Raw genomic sequence first — 15,592 nt, forward strand, 5'->3', positions numbered from 1 at the left:
CGATGGCCATCACGCTTGCCCAGTCCGACGCCGATTTCGAGCAGCGTTTCGCCGCTTTCCTGCTGACCAAGCGGGAAGTGTCCGAGGACGTCGACGCCGCGGTGCGCCAGATCATCGCGCGCGTGCGTGCCGAGGGCGACGCGGCGCTGATCGATTACACGCAAAAATTCGATCGGGCCGATTTGGCCAGTCTCGGCATTGCCGTGTCGAAGCAAGACATTGCAGCTGCTTACGAAACCGCCGATCCGCGGACGATCGAGGCGCTTAAATTCGCCCGCGACCGGATCCGCTCCCACCACGAGCGGCAGCGTCCCAGGGACGATCGCTATACGGATGCCGCGGGCGTCGAGCTCGGCTGGCGCTGGACGGCGATCGAGGCGGTCGGTCTCTATGTGCCTGGCGGCACGGCAAGCTATCCAAGTTCGGTGCTGATGAACGCCGTGCCGGCCAAGGTGGCCGGCGTCGAGCGCATCGTCATGGTCGTGCCGGCGCCGGGCGGCATCATCAATCCGCTGGTGCTGGTGGCGGCCGACATATCAGGCGTGTCCGAGATTTACCGTGTCGGCGGGGCGCAGGCCATTGCAGCCCTTGCCTATGGCACCACAACCATAAGGCCGGTCGCCAAGATCGTCGGACCCGGCAATGCCTATGTCGCTGCAGCCAAGCGGCAGGTGTTCGGCACAGTCGGCATCGACATGATCGCCGGCCCGTCGGAAGTGCTCGTCGTGGCCGATGGCAGCAACGATCCGGACTGGATCGCCGCCGATCTGCTGGCCCAGGCCGAGCATGACGCGTCGGCACAGTCGATCCTGGTCACCGACGATCCGGCCTTCGGCGAGGCCGTCGAACAGGCCGTCGAGCGTCAGTTGCAGAGCCTGCCGCGTGCCGAGACCGCGTCGGCGAGCTGGCGCGATTTCGGCGCGGTGATTCTGGTACCGACCATCGAAGCCGCACTGCCGCTGGTCGATCGCATCGCGGCCGAACATGTCGAACTGGCCATCGACGATGCCGAAGGCTTCCTGTCGCGGATGCGCAATGCCGGTGCCGTCTTTCTCGGCCGCCACACGCCGGAAGCCATCGGCGACTATGTCGGCGGCTCCAACCACGTGCTGCCGACCGCACGTTCGGCGCGCTTCTCGTCGGGGCTTTCGGTGCTTGATTTCGTCAAACGCACCTCGATCCTCAAGCTTGGGCCTGAACAGTTGCGGGCGCTGGCCCCGGCGGCGATTGCGCTGGCCACGGCCGAGGGTCTCGACGCGCATGGCCGCTCCGTCGCCATCCGGCTGAATATGTAGGCTGAGATGACGGGCTCCGATCGCTCAAAACTGATCGATGTCGAACTCGATGAGTCCATTGGCCGGTCGACGCCCGATGTCGAGCACGAGCGGGCGGTGGCGATCTTCGACCTGATCGAGGAGAACAATTTTCAGCCCGTCAACGACAGTGGAACAGGCCCTTACCGGCTGAAACTGTCGCTGGCCGAGCAGCGTCTGGTCTTTGCCGTGGCACGCGAGGATGGCACCGCGGTCGTCACCCATATCCTGTCGCTGACGCCGCTGCGGCGCATCGTCAAGGACTACTATATGATCTGCGAGAGCTATTACGACGCCATCCGCTCCTCCACGCCGAGCCATATCGAGGCCATCGACATGGGCCGCCGCGGTTTGCACAATGAAGGCTCGCAGACGCTGATGGACCGGCTCTCCGGCAAGATCGACATCGACTTCGACACGGCGCGCCGGCTGTTCACGCTGGTCTGCGTGCTGCACTGGCGGGGCTAGCCCTGGCACCCGGCGCCCTGCCCCGCTCGATCCTGTTCCTGTGCGGCATGAATGCCGTGCGTTCTCCAATGGCCGAGCAGCTGGCACGCCGGATGCTGCCCGCCACCATTTTCGTCGCCTCGGCCGGCGTTCGCGCCGGTGAGCGCGACCCGTTCGTCGATGCCGTGCTTGCCGAGGAGTGTCTCACGCTGGGCGAGCGCCACCCCAGGACATTGGACGATCTTGAGGACGATTATTTCGACCTGATCATCACGCTGGCGCCGGAAGCGCACCACGCCGCGCTGGAGCTTACCCGCTCGCTCGCCGTCGAGGTCGAATACTGGCCAACACAGGACCCGACCGATGCCGGCGGCACGCGCGAGCAGATCATGGCGGCCTACCGCGACGTGCGCGAGCGGCTGAAGTCGCGCATAGGCCGACGTTTTTTGCCTCCTGAGACAAAAAACGCGACGGATTAAGCGTGTTCACAAGCGGATGATTATCATATAGGTTCCGCCGAAATTCCAGCCAGGCGCTGGAACTACCATCCAAGCAAAGGTATCGAATGCCGAAGGAAGAAGTCCTCGAGTTTCCGGGTGTCGTGACGGAATTGTTGCCCAACGCGATGTTCAGGGTGAAGCTCGAAAACGAACACGAGATCATCGCCCATACGGCCGGCCGCATGCGCAAGAACCGCATCCGCGTGCTGACCGGCGACAAGGTTCTGGTCGAGATGACGCCATACGACCTGACCAAGGGCCGCATCACCTATCGTTTCAAGTAAGATCAAGGCCCGGCCGGTACAGCGATGAGCCTTTTGCAGAAGCTGGTGCTTGCCTCGGGTTCGCCGCGCCGCATCGAACTCTTGCAGCAGGCCGGCATCGAGCCGGACCGTATCCTGCCAGCCGATATCGACGAAACGCCGCTGCGTGCGGAGCATCCGCGCTCGCTGGCCAAACGGCTGTCGAAGGAAAAGGCCGAGAAGGCGTTCGCGTCGCTGAAGAGCGAGACGGACTATGCGCCAAGCTTCGTGCTGGCCGCAGACACTGTGGTCGCGGTCGGGCGGCGCATCCTGCCCAAGGCCGAAACGCTTGACGACGCCGCCAACTGCCTCGGGCTGTTGTCCGGCCGTTCGCACCGGGTCTATTCCGGCATCTGCCTGATCACGCCCGGCGGCAAGCTGCGCCAGCGGCTGGTGGAGACACGGGTGCGTTTCAAGCGGCTGCCGCGCGAGGAGATCGACGCTTATGTCGCCTCGGGCGAATGGCGCGGCAAGGCCGGCGGCTATGCCGTGCAGGGCATCGCCGGCTCTTTCGTCGTCAAGCTGGTCGGTTCCTACACCAACATCGTCGGCCTGCCGCTCTATGAGACGGTGGCGCTGCTGTCGGGCGAAGGTTTCAAGATCCATCAGAACTGGCTGTCCGCGCGGCCATGAATTCCGACTCCAAAGTCACGCCGCTGCGCCCAAAGCGGCCCTGCCCCGAATGCGGCAAGGCCTCGGCGCGCGACACCTTTCCGTTCTGCTCGACGCGCTGCAAGGACATCGACCTCAACCGCTGGCTGAAGGGCGTCTATGTCATCAAGGCCCGCGACGACGAGGAAGAGACGGACGCCGACGAGCCGAAATAAGGTGAGCGCGCCTGATCAGGCAGCCTCGGTCTTGCGCTTCACGCGCGCCCATGCCGGCAGCCAGTCACCGTGAGCGGCCAGGAGATCATCGACCAGTGACCAGATCTGGTCGAGATCAAGTTCGGCTGCCGTGTGCGGGTCCATCATCGCCGCGTGGTAGATGTGCTCGCGGTTTTCGCTCATCAGTGCCCGCACCGTCAGTTCCTGGACGTTGATGTTGGTGCGGATCAGTGCCGTCAGTTGCGGCGGCAATTCGCCTATATAGGTCGGCTGGATGCCGGAGGCATCAACCAGGCACGGCACTTCGGCGGCGCAATCGCGGGGCAGCGAGGTGATGCAGCCATTGTTGCGAACATTGCCGTAGATTACCGACGGTTCGCCGGTCCAGACAGAATTCATGATCGAGGAGGCATATTCCCGGGACCGCTCGACCTCGATGCGGTCGGCTGAGCGATAGGCTTCAGCCTGGCCCTTCCAGCGCTCGATCTGCTCGATGCAGCGCTTGGGATATTCGTCGAGCGGAATGCCGTATTTCTCGATCAAATCGGGGCGGCCCTCCTTGATGAAGTAGGGCGTGTATTCGGCGAAATGCTCCGAGCTTTCGGTGACGAAATAGCCCAGCCTGGTCAGCATCTCGTAGCGCACCTTGTTGGGGCAGCGCGGGTTCCAACCAGGCTTGGGCGCACGGCCTTCACGATAGGCGCGCACGAGGTCGGGATAGAGGTCGCGGTAGGTGCCGTCGGGCTGGCGATGCTCGAATTTCAGATAGAAGGCCATGTGGTTGATGCCGGCCGAGCGGTAGCGGATGTCCTCATAAGGAAGGTCGAGATCGTGGGCCAGTTCCATCGCCGTGCCCTGCACCGAATGGCAGAGGCCGACCTGTCTGATCTCGGGATATTTCTCCGATATCGCCCAGGTGTTGATTGCCATCGGGTTGACGTATTGCAGCATGATCGCCTGGGGGCAGACGGCGAGCATGTCCTCGCAGATTGTCCACAGATGCGGCACGGTTCTCAAGCCACGCATGATACCGCCGACGCCGAGCGTATCGGCGATGGTCTGGCGCAGGCCGTATTTCTTCGGCACTTCGAAGTCGGTGACGGTGCAGGGCTCATAGCCGCCGATCTGGAAAGCGACGACAACGAAATCGGCGTCGGCCAAGGCCTTGCGCTGGTCGGAATAGGTCTCGGCCCTGGCCTTGACGCCGAGCGTCGAGATCAGCTTGTTGACGACGATCGCGCTTTCTTCCAGCCGCTGCGGATTGATGTCCATCAGCGCGATCGTCGCGCCCGAAAGCGACGGCCGCTGCAGCACGTCGCCGACAATGTTCTTCATGAACACGGTCGAGCCGGCGCCGATGAAAGTGATCCTGGGATGTCTTGCCATGCTAACCTCCGGCATATGTTCAGGCCACGTCGAAAGCGGCCCTGACGAGCCGTTCGGTGTAGGCGGTCTTGGGATTGGTGAGGACCTCGTCGACGGGCCCTTGCTCGACGATCTTGCCGTTCTGCATGACGATGACGCGGTGGCACAGCGCGCGCACCACCTTGAGGTCGTGCGAGATGAAGAGATAGCTCAGACCGCGCTCGTCCTGCAGTTTGCGCAACAGGTCGATGATCTGCGCTTGCACCGAGAGGTCGAGCGCCGATGTCGGCTCGTCAAGCAAGATGAATTCGGGTTCGAGCGCGATGGCGCGGGCAATGGCGACACGCTGGCGCTGGCCACCGGAGAATTCGTGCGGAAAGCGCGACAGGATATCCCCCGGCATGCCGGCGCTGACCAGCGCCTCGCGCACCCGGTCGACCCGCTCGCGCCGTGTCGCGCCGATGCTGTTGACGATCAGCCCCTCCTCGATGATCTGGCCGATCGTCATGCGCGGGTTGAGCGAGGAGAACGGATCCTGGAAGACGATCTGCATGCGCGAACGCAACGGCCGCATCTCGGCCCGGGAGAGGCCGTGGATCGGCTTGCCGTCGAAACGGATCTCGCCGCGCTTGGCGTCGGTCAATCTCAGCAGCGCCTGGCCGAAGGTGGTCTTGCCGGAACCGGATTCGCCGACCAGCCCCAGCGTCTCGTGGCGGCAAAGCGTGAGGCCGAGATCGTCGACGGCGACCAGCTCGCGCCAATCCGGCTTCAGGAAACTGCCGTGGCGCAGCATGAATGAGACGCGCACGCCGCTTGCCTCGAGGATGGTGCCGCAGCCCTCAGGAAGTGGTTGCGGCCGCCCGCGCGGTTCGGAGGCGAGCAGCCGCTGCGTGTAGGGATGCTGCGGATCGGCAAACAGCCGCTCGGTGACGTTGTGTTCGCACATTTCGCCGTGCTGCATGACGTAGACGTAGTCGGAGAATTTGCGCACCACGGTGAGGTCGTGGGTGATCAGGATCACCGCCATCCGCAACTCCTTCTGCAGATTGCGGATCAGGTTGAGGATCTGCGCCTGGACGGTGACGTCGAGCGCGGTCGTCGGCTCGTCGGCGATCAGCACGTCGGGGTCATTGGCCAGCGCCATGGCGATCATTACGCGCTGGCGCTGGCCGCCCGAGAGCTGATGCGGATATTGCTTGAGCCGCGCCTCAGGCTCGGGAATCTGCACATGCCGCAGCAGCTCGAGCGCCCGTGCCCAGGCCGCCTTGCGGCTCACCTTGCGGTGCACCCGGATCGCCTCGACGATCTGGCTGCCGACCGTATAGATCGGGTTGAGTGAGCTCATGGGCTCCTGGAAGATCATCGAGATACGGTTGCCGCGCAGCTTGCGCCGCTCGCTCTCCGGGAATTTCAGGATGTTCTGTCCGTCGTAAGAGACGCTCGATCTCGGCGACACGGTGGCGCGCCTGGACAGCAGCCCCATAACGGTGCGCGCCGTCACCGACTTGCCCGAACCGGATTCGCCGACGATCGCGATCGTCTCGCCGCGATAGAGCTGGAACGAGATATCCTTGACTGCTTCGACGACGCCATGCTCGACCTTGAAGGCAACCTCGATGTTGCGCGCGTCGATGATAGGCTGGTCCTGCCGTCCGTCATGGTCATGACGAACGGTGGGTGCGAACGTGTCTGCGAGCGCTATCTTCATCCCAGCCACCTCAATAGGGGTCGACGGCATCGCGCAGGCCATCGCCCAGCGCGTTGAAGGCGAAGACGGTGGCGAGCACGAAACCGACCGGCGACAGGATCCAGGGATAGGTGCCTATGACCGAGTAGGTCGCGGTATCCTGCAGCATCAACCCCCACGAGATCAGCGGCGGCTTGACCGCGAAGCCGAGGAAACCGAGGAAGGATTCAAGCAGCACCACGGTCGGGATCGCCAGCGTCACGGCGACGATCACGTGGCTCATCACATTGGGCAAGATGTGCTGCAGGATGATGCGCCGGTCCGTGGCGCCGACCGCCATGGCGGCACGCACATATTCGATGCGCGCCAGCGCCAGTGTCTTGCCGCGCACCTCACGCGACATCTGCGCCCAACCCAGCGCCGACATGACGATGATGACGAAGGCGAGGAAGACATTCGTCGGCGCGGTGACCGGGATCAGCGTCGTCAGCGCCAGGTAGAGCGGCAGTTGCGGGAAAGCGAGCACCAGTTCGACGAAGCGCTGCATCCAGACGTCGAACCGGCCGCCGAAATAGCCGGAGACCATGCCGACCGCAGTGCCGATGACGGTGATGATGAAGACCACCGTCAGCGCGATCATCAGCGAGACGCGCGAACCATGGATGGCACGCGACAGCACATCGCGGCCGAACTTGTCGGTGCCGAGGAAATGCACCGGCTGGCCGTCCGTCGAGGCGAAGAAATGCCGGTCCGCCGGGATCAGCCCGAAGAGCTTGTAGGGCGCGCCCTCGACAAAGAAGCCAAGCAGCCTCGGATGGTCATAGTCAGGGCCGACGATGGGCTGGAATGTAACCGGATCGAGATCGGTCGAATCGGCCAGCGCATAGACCCTCGGCCGCGCGACGAAATTGCCGTCCTTGTCGTGGAAGGAAGGCAGCTGCGGCGGCGCGAAGCCGACATCGGTCGCCTTCGGATCCATCGGCGCCAGGAATTCGGCGAACACGGCCATCACCAGCAACAGCACGACCAGCCAAAGCCCGGCCATGCCGGTCCAGGAGCGCTTCAGCCGACGCCAGACCAGCGCGATGTAGCTCTCATTGCCGCGCGCCGGTTTGGCTACGGAAACACCTTCGGCCGGAGGTGGTGGCGGTGATGGATCGCGCGCCAGCATCTAGCTCTCTCCGTATTGGCGGATGCGCGGATCCAGCAGGACGAGCAGCATGTCGGCGATGATGTTGCCGACGATCAGCGTCGCCGACAGCACCATCATGAAGGTGGCGGTGACGTAGACGTCGCCGACCGCCATCGAGCCGACGATCGCCGGACCGACGGTCGGCAGCGCGAAGATGATCGCCGTCTCGATCTCGCCGGTGAGCATATAGGGCAGCACAACGCCCTGATACATGACGAGCGGGTGCAGCGCGTTGGGTACGGCGTGGCGCATGACGACGGCGCTGCCGGTCAGGCCCTTGGCTCTCGCCGTCTCGACATATTGGGCGTTCAGCGTATCCAGAAGATTGCCGCGCATGACGCGCATATTGTAGGCGAGCCCGCCAAAGGTGGCGATCGCCACCACCGGCCAGACATGTTTGACGAGATCGACGAATTTGGCCCACGACCATGGCGCGCCGCCATATTGCGGCGAGAAGAATGAGCCGATCTCCGACACGTTGAACTGGAAGACCAGGAGATAGACGATGATCAGCGCCATCAGGAAGCGCGGCACCGTCATGCCGAGGAAGGAGATCGCCGACAGCGTCGTGTCGATCCAGGTGTATTGCCTTGTCGCCGCCCATATGCCGAAGGTGATGCCCAGCACCGAGGCGAGCAGATGGCAGACGAGCGCCAGAAGCAGCGTGCGCGGCAGGCGCTCGCCAACGACGTCGGCCACCGGCTTGTTGTAGTAGAGGCTGTAGCCGAAATCGCCGCGCGTGACGATGCCGCCGATCCAGTTGAGGTACTGGACAGGCAACGGCTTATCGAGGCCGTGTTCGACGCGGTAGGCCTGCGCCTGCGCGTCGGCCTCGGCGAAGGAAGCGCCGCCCTGGTTGATCAGCTGCGAGCGGATGTAGTCGGCATAGTCGCCGGGCGGCGCCTGGATGATGGCGAAGGTGACGAGGCTCAGAATGCCAAGGACCGGAATTGCCGACGCTATGCGCATAAGCAGAAATCGCAGCATGGACGGTCCGCTTCCTCATCTCGCCGGACGCTCCCGTTAAAGGACGTTCGGAGGGTTGGTCTGTCCCGGCCGCGCCAGCAGCGCGGCCGGGTCTCTCTGGGTCAGGGGAGGTAAACTTACATCGGGCCCTTGTCTCCAGGCTTGCCTGGAAGCTCCTGCGGGAACAATTCGAATTTCGACTGCTTGTCGGCCGCGACGAAGACGCGTTCGCGGATGATCGAATCCTCGGCCCAGTTGAACATGAAGATCGGCGTGCCCTGCGGAATGTTCGAGAAGCGCTTGTTGACGATCAGCGCACCGGGATATTCCGTCAGGCCGACATTGTAGATGTGTTCGGTCGAGATCTTCTGGAACTCCTTCATCAGGCTGGCGCGTTTGTCGTTGTCCTCCGACGCGACGAACTTGTTGACGATGTCGACGAGGTCTTTTTCGAAAGGCATCAGGTCGACCTCGCCGCTTTCCGGCGCGCGGTGGTTCCAGCTGGTCTTCGGGTCAACGGGTGCGAGCTGTTCGGTGTTCTGCACGACGGAAGTCAGTTCCTGGTCGTTGCGCCGGATCAGCCAGTCGAAACGGCCGGAGTATTGCGAAGCATCGCGCTGCGTGCCGTTGAGACCGTTGAGCACGACCCGAAGCCCGAGCTTTTCCATTTGCGCCACGACGCCTTCGGCGAGGCTCTTGTCGGTGCCATAGTCGTTGTTGACCAGCATCACGATCTCGACGTTCTTGCCGCCGGCCGTGCCGGCCGGGAAGTTCACGAAACCGTCGCCATCCGTATCCTTGAGGCCGGCCTTGGCGAGTTCAGCCTTGGCGCCCGCGAGGTCGAAGGGATAGTAGACGGTCGACTTGCGGTCATAGAAGCTGGTGCCCGAGGAGAAGCCGCCGGGGTAGATGGCGGTGAACGGGCCCTTGACCAGCGAGTCGCCGAGCGCCTTGCGGTCGAGCGCCATGGTGACGGCCTTGCGGAAGTCCTCGTTGCGGTTCAGTTCGCGGACCGCCTGGCTGCGCTCGTCCGGGTTGCCCCAGCCATTGGCGGAATAGTTCAGGCGCAGATTGTAGCCTATGAGCCGCGGCCCGAAGGCGAGCCGTGCCGGCGCATTCGCCTCCGCCGCGCGCTTCAGCGAGGCGACGAAGTTTTCCGGCTGCTCCAGATTGGAGAAGTCGGCCGAGCCGGCGACCGCCTGGACGTCGCGGTCGGCCCAGGTCGACAGCTTGTACTGCAGCTCGTCGAGGTAAGGCAGCTGGTTGCCCTTCTCGTCAACCTTCCAATAGTAGGGATTGCGGCGCATGACGATGATGTCGTCCGCGCGATACTCGACCGGCACCCAGGCGCCCATCACCGGCATGTTCATGTATTCCGGCGGGAAGGCGTTCTTGAATTGATCGTAGGTGTTCTTCGAATATTTCGGATGCTGCGGCTTCAAGATGTGCGCGGGGCCGGGGCAGAACGTGCCGTAAGCCATGGCGTAGAGGTACTGTTTCGGGAAGGCATCCTTGAAGGTCCACTCGACGGTGTAGTCATCGATCTTCTTCAGCGTCGTGCCGACGCCGAAGGTTTCCTGCGTGGCGCCGTTGAGCGGCGAGACGTTCGGATCGACCACCTCGTCGTCCCAGTAGAACATGACATCGTCGGCGTTGAAGGCGACGCCATCGGACCATTTGGCGCCCTCGACCAGATGCATGGTCAGCTTGTGGCCGTCCTTCGACCAGTCCCAGCTTTTGGCGAGGTTCGGCAGCGGTTCGGTGTCCTTGGCCTCGACCTGGAATAGCGGCGCGGTGCGCGTCAGGCATTCGGAGAGGCCGATATCGATGCCGCCCCAGCCTTGCGTCTGGCCGGCGCCATAATTCCAGCCTTCCGGGCGTCCGCCGATGACATGGCGCATCGTATCGCCATAGACGCCGATGCCGTCAGGCATGTTGGCCGTCTTGAAGACCAGCGGCTCCTTCGGCAGCCTGTCCTTCACCGGCGGCAGCTTGCCGGTTTTGACGTATTTGTCGGTCACCCAGTCCGGCTCATGATATTCCGGCAGCGCCTTGAACTCCAGGATGGAGTCACGCGCCACATACTTGATCTTGCCCTCGGCCGGAAATGTCGCCGGTGTCGGCGGGACCGTCGGTTCGGAAGCGAAAGCGTTGAGTGCCGGAACGGAGACGCTCAGCGCCAGTCCGGCGGCAATGCCAATGCTGCGTAGGTTCCTCATTATCTCCTCCCTCGTGTTCAGATTTGCTGCTGCTTGTCTTCTGCTTGGACGCCGACTGCGGTGGACCTGCCTCCCAAGGTCCGCCGCTGCGCCCGAGGTTTCAGCCGGTCTGCTTCAGCGCGGCCTTTTCGGCGCGCAACTCCTCGATCGAGCGGACATTTCGCCGCGCGGCTCCGGCCCATTCGCGGGTCTTGACCGTAGATTTCGACAGCCGCTCCTTGGCCGCCGGAACCGCATGCGCATATTGCGGCAGCCATTGAGCCTGGGCGACGACCATTTCGTCGACCATCTGCCAGACTTCCTCCGGCGTCGACACCGCACCGACCAGCGGATCATGCAGGACAGCGAGCTTCAGGAGATCGATGTCGCCCGATACCGCGGCATGGACCGACATGCGCTGGACGTTGATCGAGGACATGCAGGTGGCCGCACAGGCTTCCGGCAGCGTGATGCCGGCCCCCATGTTGATGCCGAAGCGGTCGACGAAGCCGGGCGATTCGATGATGGCGTCCTGCGGCAAGTTGGTGATGATGCCTTCATTCCTGACGTTGAAGTGGCCGCGATAGACGCGGTTGGTCTCCAGCGCTTCGAGGATGTGGCTGGCATGCTCGTTGGAGCGTTTTGTGGGGTCGATCGGCTTCGACGCCGCTTCGAGAAATTGCGGATACTCCGTCTCGAACCAGTTGCGGGTTTCGGTGGAGTAGCGGAGATAGCCGCCGGTCTCGCCATGGATCCAGTCCGACATATCGATCCAGCGCGTGATCTCGTCGGGCCGCTTGCGGTACCAGGGCAGATATTCCGAGAGATGCCCGTTGCTTTCGGTCGAATAGACACCGAAGCGCTTCAAGACATCGATGCGCAGCTTCTCCTGCCTGGAATAGACAGGATGCGCCTCGAAGGCGGCAATCAGTTCGTCCTTGCCGATCTTGCGGCCGTTGAGCCGCAGGTCGATGAACCAGGTCTGGTGATTGATGCCGGAACAGACATAGTCGAGCTCGTGCCTGGACTTCGCGCCCAGCACTTCGGCGATCTGTTCGGCGCCGTGCTGGACGCCGTGGCAGAGGCCGACCGTGTCGACCTTGCCATACTCGATCGCCGCCCAGGTGTTCATCGCCATCGGGTTGGCATAGTTGAGGAATTTGGCGTTCGTGTCGGCGACCTCGCGGATATCCCTGCAGAAGTCGAGGATCACCGGGATGTTGCGCTGGCCATAGAGGATGCCGCCGGCGCAGATCGTGTCGCCGACGCATTGGTCGATGCCATATTTCAGCGGAATCCTGATGTCGTCGGCATAGGCCTCCAGGCCGCCGACCCGCACGCAGCTGATGATGTAGCGCGCGCCTTCGAGCGCCTCGCGGCGATCCGTCGTCGCCGTCACCCTGGTCGGCAATCCGTTCGCCTCGACGATCCTGTCGAGGATCGCCTTGATCATCCCGAGATTGTGCTCACTGAGATCGGTCAGCGCGAATTCAATATCCCTGAATTCGGGCACACAGAGAATGTCGGTGAACAATTTCTTGGTGAAGCCGACGCTGCCCGCACCGATGATAGCGATTTTGAAACTCATCAGCCGCACCTCATCTTGTTCTAATGACAGGCCGGGAATGACAGGGGTGGGTTGCGGCCACATGCCATGACATGTGCGCACGACAAGCCGGATTCCGGCCTACCAACCTCCCTGTCCGCTCCTCGCCTGCGGATCTCTCTCGCTTTTCGAGGGGGATTATGCCCTTATTCACGAGCGCGACCAGAGAAGGATTATGCTTTCAAGGGTAATTTTGTGCTGCAGGATTTAATCGCCAACGGACAGTCGATGCGCACGATCTCGCTGCCGCGCGGCCGCCAGCGCCTGCACGCCATGCCGACAAGCACGGGCTATGAGGTGCGCGAGGACGAGACCTACGATTGGGACGGGCGCAAACGCGGCCAGACCCCATTCACCGTGCTTCAGCACACGATCAGCGGAACCGGCCGGCTGCGCTACGAGAACCGCAACTATCGCCTGCAAGAGAACGATACGCTGCTGGTGCTGGTGCCGCACAACCACCGCTACTGGCTGGCCAGCGACGAGCGCTGGGAATATTTCTGGATTTCGATGAATGGCGAGGAGGCGCTGCGCATCCACAAGTCGATCCTCAGCGTCTCCGGTCCGGTGTTCCGGCTGCAGCCGGCGACGATCGACCACCTTGCCGATTGCAGCCTGCGTCTCGTCAACGGGGCGGCGTCGCCGGGTGCCGCGTCCGCTATCGCCTACGAGGCGGCGATGGCGCTCTATGACGATGTCTTCGGCTCCCATGCCTTTGCCGAGAAGCAGAGCGCCATGCAGCCGGTCATCGATCATATCAACGCCAATCTCGACAAGCCGCTACAGGTGGCGGACCTGGTCCAGATCAGTGGTCTCAGCCGCGCCCATTTCTCACGCTGCTTCGCCGAGAGCGAAGGTCTGCCGCCGGCCGAGTTCGTGCTGCAGCAGCGCCTGCAGCGCGCAGCGAAGCTCTTAACCAAGGCGGACTTCCTGCCGGTGAAGGAAGTCGCCATCCTGTGCGGCTTCGAGGACGCGAACTATTTTTCAAAGGTATTCCGCCGCCTCTACGGCACCACGCCCAGCCAATTCCGCACCACCGGCATGTATGCCAATCTGCGGACCCCGGCCAGACGCGGCGTCAGGGTCTCGGACGACGAGAGTTGACACCTCTGGATCCTTGTTCATGCATCAGACGGCGTGCAGGCTGCCACCGTCCAGCCATTCGAGATCGGCCGGTGAAAGCTTGATGCCGAGGGCACGCAGGCTGTCGTCGAGTTCGCCCAGCGTGCGTGGCCCGATCAGCGGAACCGACGGGAAAGGCTGATTGAGCACATAGGCCAGCGCGATATGGATCGGGCTCTTGCGCAGCCGCGCTGCAAGCTCGATCGCGCGGTCGCGGCGGCCGAAATTACGCTCCGAATACCAGACCCGCACCAGTTCCTCACTGTCGCGCCGGTCACGCCCGGCACGCTCGGTGAAGAAGCCGCGTCCCTGGCTCGACCAGGCGAAATTCGGCATCTGCCTGGATGTCAGCCACGCCTTCCAGTCATCGGTGGACGAGGTGACACAGCCCGCCCAGATCGGCTCCAGCATTTCGGCCAGCGAGAAATTGTTGGAGAGTGCGCCGGGCTTCTGCTTGCCGGTGCGCTGCGCATAGGCAATCGCCTCGTCCATGCGCTGCATCGTCCAGTTCGAGCCGCCGAACGGGCCACGAATGCGACCCGCCTTCACCTCACGGTCCATGGCATCGACGAACTCGCCGACCGGCACGTCCGGATTGTCGCGGTGCATGAAATAGATATCAACATGGTCGGTCTGCAGGCGGTCGAGCGACTGGGCAAGCTGCTTGCCGATCACGTCGGGATAGCAGAGCGGCGAATGCGCGCCCTTGGCGATGATCACCGACTGCTCCCGCACGTTGCGGTTCTTCAGCCATTCGCCAAGCAGCTTTTCGGTGTATCCGGCGCCATAGACAAAGCCGGTGTCGAACAGATTGCCACCTGCCTCGAAGAAAGCATCGAGCAGGATCGAACCCGAGGAAAACGTGCGGAAATCCTCGAATCCGAGCGCCACGACCGATGCCGGTTTCGCCAGGCCCGGAATGGCGCGCTTGCCGATCGCGGTGCCGCCGGACCGCAAGGGCGGACCAGAGATGGTGTTGGTGCGCAGCGCGGCCTTCTCGATCTCATACTCCAGCCCGACGGCAGCGCGCCATCTGTCGAGGACGCGCAAAGTGCCGAGGCTGTCGGCCCAGTCCATGCCCGGCCAGGCGAACTCCTGCCGACGGCCAAGGATCGCCTCGCCAGCGCCATCGACCTCGAAGGAATAGACATGGCGCTTTTCGTTGACGCTGATGGTCTCGCGCGCGCCGTCAGCGCCGATCACGTCGATCCGGCCGAGGCCGACATCGCGATTTCCCCCGGCGAACCAGAAGTCCGGCACTTCGATGCGGCCCTTGGTACCGAGGATGCGCAGCACATTGTCCTGGTTGAGCGAGATGCTGCAGGACAACTCGGCGACGATACCGCCGGGAAAATGCAGCAGCGCCGAGGCCCATTCGTCGACACCGGACTGGCCAAGATGGGCGGTGCCCACCACCTTGTCGGGCTCGGCGAAGGGGAGGCCTGCCGCCGCCCCGGCAATCAGCCGCGCCATCGAGACGGTATAGCCGCCGACATCGAGGATGCCGCCGCCGGCGGAATCGTTGGCGTAGAGCCGGTGCTCCGGCATGAAGCCCGGCATGGCGAAGCCGAAGCTCGACTTGATCATCCTGATATCGCCGATGACACCGGACTTGATCAGCTCGACCAGCTTCAGCGTCTGCGGATGCAGCCGGTACATGAAGGCTTCGCCGAGAAAGGTGCCGGCCTTGCGCGCGGCGTGCATCATGGCGTCGGCCTCGAAAGCGGTCAGCGCGAGCGGCTTTTCGCACAGCACATGTTTTCCTGCTTCCGCCGCCCTAATCGCCCATTGCGCGTGGCCGGGATGCGGTATCGAAATGTAGACGGCATCGATGTCGGGATCGGCAAGCAGCGCTTCATAACCGTCGATTATACGGGCGCCGGGAAATTTCTCGGCGAGGCCCGGCTTGCCGGGGTCGCGCGCGCCGATGGCGACCAGTTTCCCAGTGCGCGAAGCGGCCACGCCGCCGGCGAAGGCCTGGGCGATACTGCCCGGACCGAGAATGCCCCAGCGAATGGGCGTGGTTGCGGTCATTGTCATTCTCCTTGAAGGCTGGAAAGGGTGGCC

At 63.3% G+C, this 15,592-nt stretch carries 14 protein-coding genes; 7 read left to right on the top strand and 7 right to left on the bottom strand.

Translation table 11 applies throughout. The features are described from left to right. The first annotated feature begins 2 nt into the window (after window positions 1–2). The 6 genes from hisD to yacG all read left to right on the top strand — a co-directional run bounded on the left by hisD (window position 3) and on the right by yacG (window position 3,389). Window positions 3–1,295: a histidinol dehydrogenase gene (gene hisD / locus ACZYHG_RS01600; RefSeq protein WP_464612255.1), complete on the top strand. Its 1,293-nt coding sequence runs from the start codon at window positions 3–5 to the stop codon at window positions 1,293–1,295. Window positions 1,296–1,301: 6 nt separating this feature from the next. Then, window positions 1,302–1,781, top strand: a complete 480-nt coding sequence (locus ACZYHG_RS01605; RefSeq protein ID WP_027033489.1) for a UPF0262 family protein — start codon at window positions 1,302–1,304, stop codon at window positions 1,779–1,781. After that, a complete protein-coding gene (locus tag ACZYHG_RS01610) occupies window positions 1,769–2,239 on the top strand; it encodes an arsenate-mycothiol transferase ArsC (protein WP_464614854.1) in 471 nt (156 codons plus the stop codon). The genes ACZYHG_RS01605 and ACZYHG_RS01610 overlap by 13 nt, the downstream gene beginning before the upstream one ends. Before the next feature lie 86 nt (window positions 2,240–2,325). Continuing rightward, window positions 2,326–2,544, top strand: coding sequence for a translation initiation factor IF-1 (gene infA / locus ACZYHG_RS01615; RefSeq protein ID WP_006200926.1), 219 nt, complete (start codon window positions 2,326–2,328; stop codon window positions 2,542–2,544). Between the two features lie 24 nt (window positions 2,545–2,568). Further along, window positions 2,569–3,195: a Maf-like protein gene (locus tag ACZYHG_RS01620; RefSeq protein WP_464612256.1), complete on the top strand. Its 627-nt coding sequence runs from the start codon at window positions 2,569–2,571 to the stop codon at window positions 3,193–3,195. Continuing rightward, window positions 3,192–3,389, top strand: a complete 198-nt coding sequence (yacG, locus tag ACZYHG_RS01625; protein WP_464612257.1) for a DNA gyrase inhibitor YacG — start codon at window positions 3,192–3,194, stop codon at window positions 3,387–3,389. The genes ACZYHG_RS01620 and yacG overlap by 4 nt, the downstream gene beginning before the upstream one ends. A 15-nt stretch (window positions 3,390–3,404) precedes the next feature. Here the strand turns inward: yacG and melA (ACZYHG_RS01630) are convergent, their stop codons facing one another. The 6 genes from melA (ACZYHG_RS01630) to melA (ACZYHG_RS01655) form a co-directional block, all read right to left on the bottom strand. After that, entirely contained in the window at window positions 3,405–4,775 is a 1,371-nt protein-coding gene (melA, locus tag ACZYHG_RS01630; RefSeq protein ID WP_464612258.1) for an alpha-galactosidase, read from the bottom strand. A 19-nt stretch (window positions 4,776–4,794) separates the two neighbouring features. Continuing rightward, window positions 4,795–6,462 (bottom strand): ABC transporter ATP-binding protein, encoded by a 1,668-nt coding sequence (locus ACZYHG_RS01635; protein WP_464612259.1) that lies wholly within the window; start codon window positions 6,460–6,462, stop codon window positions 4,795–4,797. A gap of 10 nt (window positions 6,463–6,472) precedes the next feature. Further along, complete coding sequence (locus ACZYHG_RS01640; RefSeq protein ID WP_464612260.1) at window positions 6,473–7,612, bottom strand: ABC transporter permease; 1,140 nt, start codon at window positions 7,610–7,612, stop codon at window positions 6,473–6,475. After that, window positions 7,613–8,620 carry an ABC transporter permease gene (locus ACZYHG_RS01645; protein ID WP_027033482.1) on the bottom strand — a complete coding sequence of 336 codons (1,008 nt, stop codon included), beginning with the start codon at window positions 8,618–8,620 and terminating at the stop codon, window positions 7,613–7,615. A 116-nt stretch (window positions 8,621–8,736) separates the two neighbouring features. Then, window positions 8,737–10,818: an ABC transporter substrate-binding protein gene (locus tag ACZYHG_RS01650; protein WP_464612261.1), complete on the bottom strand. Its 2,082-nt coding sequence runs from the start codon at window positions 10,816–10,818 to the stop codon at window positions 8,737–8,739. Between the two features lie 100 nt (window positions 10,819–10,918). Next, window positions 10,919–12,385 (bottom strand): alpha-galactosidase, encoded by a 1,467-nt coding sequence (gene melA, locus ACZYHG_RS01655; RefSeq protein ID WP_464612262.1) that lies wholly within the window; start codon window positions 12,383–12,385, stop codon window positions 10,919–10,921. Window positions 12,386–12,451: 66 nt separating this feature from the next. Between melA (ACZYHG_RS01655) and ACZYHG_RS01660 the strand changes: the two genes are divergently transcribed. Then, complete coding sequence (locus tag ACZYHG_RS01660; RefSeq protein ID WP_464612263.1) at window positions 12,452–13,507, top strand: helix-turn-helix domain-containing protein; 1,056 nt, start codon at window positions 12,452–12,454, stop codon at window positions 13,505–13,507. Between the two features lie 24 nt (window positions 13,508–13,531). Here ACZYHG_RS01660 and ACZYHG_RS01665 read toward each other — a convergent pair whose 3' ends face one another. Beyond that, on the bottom strand, window positions 13,532–15,559 hold the full coding sequence (locus ACZYHG_RS01665; protein WP_464612264.1) for an aldo/keto reductase: 2,028 nt from the start codon (window positions 15,557–15,559) through the stop codon (window positions 13,532–13,534). Window positions 15,560–15,592: the final 33 nt, after the last annotated feature.

The organism is Mesorhizobium subarcticum (genome assembly GCF_055456085.1).